This window comes from Lishizhenia sp. (genome assembly GCF_033720595.1).
In the GTDB taxonomy this organism is placed as follows: domain Bacteria; phylum Bacteroidota; class Bacteroidia; order Flavobacteriales_D; family Crocinitomicaceae; genus Lishizhenia.
Window position 1 is genome coordinate 1 of the sequence record NZ_JAWWCF010000143.1, and the last position, 7,983, is coordinate 7,983.

The window sequence follows — 7,983 nt, forward strand, 5'->3', positions numbered from 1 at the left end:
GTGTCATAGTGGAGGATTTTACCGATGCGTCAGTCTTAGCTTTAAATGTCTTCTTTTTTTAAGGTGTATATGAAATATGCCTCTAAATTAATGAAAAGATTTACGTTAATATACGACCATCAGCAGGGTATTCATCACTTTTTAATCTGCTCTTAAGGCTTGGATATCGTTTACCATATCATCGAGTTTTGCTTTTATTCTTCCATATACAATATTAAAATCCCATTCATATATTTTACCGCCAACCAGGTAAAGTAGAATGAGCATACATAGAACGGAGAGTAGGATTACGAGAGGAATACCAGCAATACTATAAAGATCAGGGTAAGTTTGAAGTAGTTTTTCAACTGCGTATTTACCCAGATGTTTACCCTCCACATTTTTCATCCAAAATCCTAGAAACAAGGCCATAAATATATAAGGGTAGAATAGACGTGAAAACCTTCTGTTCACGGAAATTTGATTTTTAAGCCATTGGTCAAAACTCATTAAATAATCATAAGAACTTTTTGAATTGTCTATGTTTTTAAGACTTTTTAAAAACTTTATGTTCAGTAAGAATAGTATGTTCAAACCTATAAATAGTAGTATACCCATGTAAGGTAATCCTACCAGAAAACTTGCGGTCAAGACTACCAGTGAACCGATTACTATAAGTATCAAGTTCATCTTAAACATGCGTTTAAACTTCTCAATAATGTGCGTTGATTTTTTGCTATAGAGTTTATTTACACGAGGGGCTACTAAGGCATCTGCATCCATAAACCCCTCTTTCCAAATTGATTCAATTGATTTTTCCATTATCCTTTTCTAATATTTTTTTTAAGCGTTCCTTAATGCGTTTAATTTTTACGCCTATGTTGTTGGAGTTTGTTCCTAAAATTTCTCCTATTTCTTTGTAAGATTTTTCTTCTAAATAAAGCATTATTACAGCTCTATCGATTTCTGACAATTGTCGTATGGCATCGTAAAGTTGGTTCAAATCTTCATTAGCAAAAGCCTTACTATCCGCTGTTAATTCTGGGGGGATATAGTCAGAGGCAAATAGCTGTGAACCATTCTTTTTCTTTTTGAGTAGCGTTAAGCAAACATTTAAGCTAATCCTGTAAATCCAAGTAGACCATTCAGATTCATTTTTAAAGTTTTCAGAACTGCGCCAGATTTGTAAACATGTTTCTTGGTAGTAATCCTCGAAATCTTCCTGAGAATTGGTATAAGCCCTACATAACTTAATGATGATGGATGCATAGGGCAATATATGTGTGGTGTAAAAATCACTACTCATGTATTAAGCAATATTTAATACTCTGTTTTCTTCTAATGCTGTTTTGTCCAAATACTTTCCGATGAAGTATCCGATGAATAAACCTACACATATTCCTATTGAACTCCCATTGGGGTCCTGTAAGATAGATGTTCCAAGGACAACACCAAAGACTATTCCTAAGCTCATAGAGTATTCTTGGTAGTGATTATGAATAACCAAAGAGAAGTTTTTATTTAGGAAGCCTAGAAATAAGCGTAGTTTTTTTCTAAAGTACGTTTTTCTTCTTGTTTTGATAGGCTTTATATCTAATCGTGTTAATTCTGACTGAATCATTGTTAATTCTTCTTTTGTGAAATCTCTTCCCTCTAAAGCTGATAACACCTTTAAAAATCGATGGTAAACCTTACTTTCTCTTTTTGAAGTGCTTTGCTGTAATAATTCCTCGAGCTGTTGTTTTGTTTCTGAAATCGTCATTTTACTTTGCTTTTATAAGGTTAGTGGCTCGAGTTTATGATTTATTACACCTTCTAGAATTATTTTTTGAGGATTTCCACAGGGTAGATTTTTTTGAGCAATAAGAGGGGTGTTGTATCTTCTGGATATGAAAACCTACCTAACACTTTTGGGGTGTTGTATTACGCTTATTTCAACCTCCCAAATCAACAGAGAATATGGGGCTGATATACATGCATTGGCCGGAAATAGCGTAGCCTATCATTCTCCCTTTGCAAGTATGAAAAATCCTTCGTTGGCTACACTTCAAACAGATATTTCTCTTGCTGTGAGTTACAGTAATAAATTCTTATTGAAAGAATTACAAGCGCAAAGTTTACAGCTTCACCTCCCCATTAAAAAGAGCGTCCAACATCAATGTTTTGTTTTCGGAATTCGGCATTTTGGTCACAGCCTGTATAGGGATATACGTTTCAACCTTGGCTATGCCATGGAGCTCTCGGAAAGATTATCCCTGGGGGTGCAACTAAACTATTTATACTTGGCTATTGGTCAAGGAGACTTTATAAGGCACAAGCTCAGTGGCGATATGGGGTTGCATTATCAGTTGAATGAAAAAACGCGCTTAGGTATGTCGGTTCTTCACCTCAATGAACCAAGAATAGATCTATTCCTAGATGCTGGGTACAGATCGACCATATTATTAGGGGCAGTCCATGAATTGAGTGAAGGAATTGAGGTGTTAGGACAAATAGAGAAATCCAATACGCATCCTTATGTGCTAGCAAGCGGAATTCGTTACCAAGCGCATGAAAAGTTAGAATTACTCGCAGGTATACGTTTTCAAACCTGGGAATATGCCTTAGGGTTTAGTTACCGAAACAGTTGGTTTAAACTCATTTGTGCCTTTCGTTTCGCGCAACAATTGAGTGGGTCACCTTCTTCAAGTTTTATCATTAGTTCGTTTGAAAATGAGTAGGGTTTGGACCATAGCATTCCTTCTGTTTGCTTCTCTTTTACATGCACAAGAAGAAATACAAGGTAGTTTAGAGTATTTAGCTGAACAACAAGAGGTAGAAGAAATTGATCTCACTCAAAAAAGAGACCTTTTGCTGTTTTACCTTGAACATCCCATCAACTTGAATCAGAATGAAATTACGCCTCTTGTAGATTTAGGCTTAGTTACGGAGCTACAGGCTCAAGCATTAAGCCTTCACAAACAAGAGGCTGGAAAGTTGTTGAGTATTTATGAACTTCAATCCATCGAGTTTTGGGATTCAGAATCAATTTCTCGTGTACTAGCTTTTGTTGTCGTTAAACAGAGTTTTGAAGATAGGTCATTGCCCTTGCATGACCTTTTCATGTACGCCAACAAACAAGTTTATCTTAAAAGTTTAGGAGCAACTCAAAAGAAGAGAGGGTACAGTGGTGATTCAACTATTAACGGATATTTAGGAAGTCCAATAAGCTATTATTTACGTGCTCGTTTACATTATGGTAGAAATTTTAGTTTGGGTTTAACTCTGGAGCAAGATGCTGGTGAACCTTTGCAAAAATCCAAACTCCCTGATTTTTCATCCATTCATTTGTTTCTCGGAAAACGAGGCGTTATGGATGCATTGGCATTGGGTGATTTTACAGCGCAGATTGGTCAGGGCTTAATTCATTGGACAGGCTATGGAGCGGGAAAATCTATGCAACTGACAAGCATTAAGAAAAACGCCCGGGCTTTACGGCCATCAACCTCCGTGGATGAAAGTCGATTTTTGCGTGGTATAGGTATACGGTTGAAGCAAAAGAAAAATAGTATAACTCTTTTCGCTTCACATAAAAGCTTGAGCGGGAGGTTGAATGCAACAGGAGATACAGCACTGAGTATTCTTCGTTCCGGTTATCATAGGACTGTGAGCGAATTCAACACGAAGAACAATCTGAAAGAAAGTATTGTAGGCGTATCATTACAGCATCAAAGAGCGTCTATGGGTTTTGGAATCAATCACATCTATCAATCCTATTCCTTGCCTTATTACAAAGCACAAAATATCTACAATGGCTTTCAGTTTAGAGGTCAAAACCTTTCTAATTCCAGTTTAGATTACCAATGGAATTATAGAAATTTACAATTTTTTGGGGAGTTTGCTTATGCTTGGCAGATCAATGCTTGGGCGCATTTGCAGGGCGTTTTAATGGCGCTCAATAAATCTTTAAGTTTAAGTTTGTTTAGAAGAGATTATGATAGGGACTATCACGCTTTTTATGCGCGGGCTTTTGCGGAAAACTCAAGAATAGAAAATGAGAAGGGTACTTTCACTGCTATAGATTTTAAAAAGGGCAGACATCATATAAATGCCTATGTAGATGTGTTTTGTTTTCCTTGGTTGAAGTACCAAGTAGATGCTCCGAGCAAGGGGCAAGAGCTCAATAGTATGTATCAATACAAGTGGCGAAAACATGCTTTTATTTACTTCCGATACCGATATAGAAATAAGCCTAAAAATGCCAAGGAAAGCCAACAAAAAACAAATCCCATTGAAGATGTGATTCAGCAAAATTTCAGGGTTCATCTGCAAATAGAAATGATCAAGGGGTTGACGTGGAAAATGCGTTGGGAAAAGGTAAAGGTGTTAAGGGGGAAGGATGAGTCAACAGGAGATCTTTTCTTGCAAGATTTGAATTTTAGACCGATGAGTTTTCCTTTGGATATTAGTGTGCGTTATGCACTTTTTAATACGGATAATTACGACGCTAGAATCTATGCTTATGAAAATAATGTACTGAATACATTTAGTATACCTGCCTACTACAATAAAGGGTTACGCTATTACTTGGTGTTGAGATGGCGCATGAACAAATACCTAGATGTTAACCTAAGGTTGGCTTCTACGCATTATTCAAATAAAAAAGAGTTAGGTTCTGGTTTAGAGTTGATTAAAGGGAGTCGTAAAACGGATTTGACGTGTCAACTACGTTTAAAATTTTAAACGTGCAGTAGCTGCAATACTCTGGTCTGCAAACTCTCCGCGTAGGTAATGGTACCTTCCTGTAATCGCTATCATGGCTGCATTATCTGTACAGTATTCAAACTTAGGAATGAAAGTTTTCCATTGACGCTTTTTCGCTTCTTCTTCTAAACGCGTTCTTAAGCCTGAATTAGCAGAAACTCCTCCCGCAATGGCAATACTTTTAATGTTTTGCTCTTTGGCTGCTTTGATCAGTTTCTTAAACAAAATGTCTAATATGGTTTTCTGAATAGAGGCACATAAATCATTCATGTTTTCCTCCACAAAATTTGGGTTTTCTTTCTCCTGATTTTGAATGAAATAGAGGATAGATGTTTTGAGTCCGCTGAAACTATAATTTAAGTCTTTTACATTGGGCTTTGCGAATTCAAACTTGTTTTCATCTCCTAGCTTGGCGTTTTTGTCAATCAACGGCCCACCAGGGTAAGGAAGCCCAAGAATTTTAGCTGATTTATCAAAGGCTTCACCTGCTGCGTCATCGATCGTTGTTCCTATCACTTCCATGTCCAAATAATCTTTTACTAAGACAATTTGTGTATGCCCACCAGAAACCGTTAAACAAAGGAAGGGAAACTCAGGTTTGTCTTTGCCTTCATCATCTATAAAGTGCGCTAATACATGACCATGCATGTGGTTACAATCTAACATCGGTATATCCATACCCATGGCAAAAGACTTGGCAAAGGAAGTTCCTACAATCAAAGATCCTAAAAGACCTGGACCACGCGTGAATGCTATGGCATCAATGTCTTCTTTTTGGATGCCTGCCTTTTTAATGGCAGTATCAACCACAGGGATAATGTTCTGTTGATGAGCGCGTGAGGCCAGTTCAGGAACAACTCCACCATACTCTTTATGAACACCTTGGCTCGCAATTTCATTTGATAAAATTTCTTCATTTCTTAAAACCGCTGCAGAAGTGTCGTCACAGCTCGATTCTATACCTAAAATGATAATTTCTTTATCCTTCATGATTGGACCAACTTTTGATTATTTTTACAATTCGATGGCAAAGTTACTCAAAATACTAGGAAAAGGTTTCTTGGGACTCTTAGAATGGGTTTTGATATTAATTTTTCTTCTTGTACTAGCCATCCGCAGTCCAAAATTTCAAACCTATGCGGCGCATCAAGCAACTTCATTTTTAAGTAATGCTTTAGATGCAAGGGTAGAAATTGATAAGGTAGACATTAGCTTTTTTGATCAAATCTACCTCAAGGGAATCTTTGTTGAAGACCACAGACACGATACCTTAGCAGCTATTGATCTTTTGCAAGTAAATGTATCCGATATCAATGCCAAAAAACTGATTTTTAGTTTAGATGAGGTTAAACTTCAAAATGCAAGAATTAACCTGAAAACCTATGCTGGTGAGGACCATCTGAACCTTCAATACATCGTAGATTATTTTAAGAGTGATAAACCGCCTTCCAAGACACCGAATTTTGTGCTTTCGAGTCAAGCCGTAATTCTAGATAATGTAGATTTTTCTCTCGTGGACGAAAACAAAGCATTGAACGCTTATGGGGTGGACTATGACCACATGCATTTTATAAACACGCAGCTTACTTTTGCGGATTTGGTGTATACCCCTCAAGGCTTAGTTGCTAAATTAGAGCACCTCCATACAAAGGAGAATTTCTCAGGGTTTAAATTAGACGAGCTTTCGGGAGATGTGAAGCATAGTGGAGAAGGAATCTTCTTTGAAAACCTAATTATCAAAACTTCTGAAACCGATCTTCAGGCCAAAAAACTAGCGCTAATTACCCACAGTTATGCAAATTATTTAGAGTTTATAGATAGTGTTGATTTTGATGTTGAAATTGCGGGTGCCAAAGTATCGATGACGGATGTTTCAATGTTTGCTCCTCAATTAAAGGGGATGACGGATGTTGTTTACTTAGATGTTAAAGCAAGTGATAAAATAAAAAACTTGAATTTGAAGGAGGTTTACCTTCAGTTTGGACATTCCTCTTATATCGCAGGAGATTTTATTCTTCCTGATTTTAGAGAGGAGAAAGATTTGAGGTTCAATGAACTGATTAGTGACTTTTATATTACCCTACAAGATTTAGAGGCTTTGAATTTACCGGAAAGCGCCGGAGATAGTCATTTATCTTTACCGCAACAGGTCATGAACTTTGATTATGTAAATGGGAGCAATGTTTACTTTACAGGGAACTTGAATACATTCAATATAAAAGCCAAAAACATAAGAACGGCCTTGGGGATAGTTCATATTTCTAGGGATTTGACCTTCGATTACCACCAAGATGAGAAAGCGTATTTCTTTGGAGAATTTAAAGATTCATCCTATTACATCGATGTGGAAGAATTTCAATTAGGCACTTTCCTAGGATTAGAAGATTTTGGAAATGCCACAGCTAGCTTTGCCATTAGTGGATACGCTCCAAGTTTCAGTGATATCAACTTTACTTCAATTACCGGATTTGTGGAACGCTTTGATTATCGCAATTATCCTTATTCTAATATTAGTATAGCCAAAGGGCAGTTGCTCGGGGAACAGGTGTATGCGCAATTGGATATGAAGGATAAATTAGTAGATCTTCAATTTGACGGTAATATCAATTTTTCCGACAAAGAATTCATGAAGTTTGATGTCACAGTAGACGCTGAACACTTGGAGAAGTTAAATTTAGGATTGCCTGATTCTGTTGATTTCCTGGCGAATATGGAGGTGGATTTAAAGGATTATACCAAAGAGTATTTCAAGGGTGCAGTAAACATAAAGGATATTCATTATTCACAGGCGGGCAAGAGTTTTGATTTGAAGCAATTGCAAGTAAAAGCAGAGCGAAGTGCTACAAAGGATAAGCTTTCCTTGCAGTCTGATTACTTGGATGCGGATATGGAAGGGAAGTTTAATTTTGCTGAAATCCCTACCAACATCGAATTTCAATTGGAACAAATATTCCCAGCTTTGTTTATACGACAAGAGAAGGAATTGGAGAACATTCAAAATAATTTCACGTATCAATTGGTCGTAAAGGATGCCCAACCCGTTTTAGATGTCCTTTATCCTGAGTTAGGAATCGCTAACAATACCATTGTATATGGTGAATTTGATGCGCCTCAAAAGAATTACAATTTAACCCTGAACTCTCCTAAATTAAGTTATGGGAAGTATTACGGAGAAAATATAGCTACTACCCAGGAATTATATTCGGGGAATTTAATCGCTGTTTGTGATATGGATGAAATCTATATCAACGATACACTGAA

At 36.9% G+C, this 7,983-nt stretch carries 7 protein-coding genes; 3 read left to right on the top strand and 4 right to left on the bottom strand.

Features of this window, described 5'->3' with window-relative positions; all coding sequences use genetic code 11:
- Positions 1-141 precede the first annotated feature (141 nt).
- The 3 genes from R3333_RS10385 to R3333_RS10395 are packed head-to-tail and all read right to left on the bottom strand — an operon-like array spanning position 142 to position 1,741.
- Positions 142-801: a hypothetical protein gene (locus R3333_RS10385; RefSeq protein WP_318958727.1), complete on the bottom strand. Its 660-nt coding sequence runs from the start codon at positions 799-801 to the stop codon at positions 142-144.
- Complete coding sequence (locus tag R3333_RS10390) at positions 785-1,285, bottom strand: RNA polymerase sigma factor (RefSeq protein WP_318958728.1); 501 nt, start codon at positions 1,283-1,285, stop codon at positions 785-787. Before R3333_RS10390 ends, R3333_RS10385 begins: the two co-directional genes overlap by 17 nt.
- A 3-nt stretch (positions 1,286-1,288) precedes the next feature.
- Complete coding sequence (locus R3333_RS10395; protein ID WP_318958729.1) at positions 1,289-1,741, bottom strand: hypothetical protein; 453 nt, start codon at positions 1,739-1,741, stop codon at positions 1,289-1,291.
- Positions 1,742-1,868: 127 nt separating this feature from the next.
- Between R3333_RS10395 and R3333_RS10400 the strand changes: the two genes are divergently transcribed.
- Both R3333_RS10400 and R3333_RS10405 read left to right on the top strand, forming a co-directional pair.
- A complete protein-coding gene (locus tag R3333_RS10400) occupies positions 1,869-2,699 on the top strand; it encodes a hypothetical protein (RefSeq protein WP_318958730.1) in 831 nt (276 codons plus the stop codon).
- Positions 2,692-4,701 carry a hypothetical protein gene (locus R3333_RS10405; protein WP_318958731.1) on the top strand — a complete coding sequence of 670 codons (2,010 nt, stop codon included), beginning with the start codon at positions 2,692-2,694 and terminating at the stop codon, positions 4,699-4,701. Before R3333_RS10400 ends, R3333_RS10405 begins: the two co-directional genes overlap by 8 nt.
- Here R3333_RS10405 and tsaD read toward each other — a convergent pair.
- Positions 4,690-5,712 carry a tRNA (adenosine(37)-N6)-threonylcarbamoyltransferase complex transferase subunit TsaD gene (gene tsaD / locus R3333_RS10410; RefSeq protein WP_318958732.1) on the bottom strand — a complete coding sequence of 341 codons (1,023 nt, stop codon included), beginning with the start codon at positions 5,710-5,712 and terminating at the stop codon, positions 4,690-4,692. The genes R3333_RS10405 and tsaD overlap by 12 nt on opposite strands.
- Before the next feature lie 34 nt (positions 5,713-5,746).
- Between tsaD and R3333_RS10415 the strand changes: the two genes are divergently transcribed.
- Positions 5,747-7,983: hypothetical protein (locus R3333_RS10415; RefSeq protein WP_318958733.1), on the top strand; the 2,237-nt coding region annotated here is incomplete at its 3' end.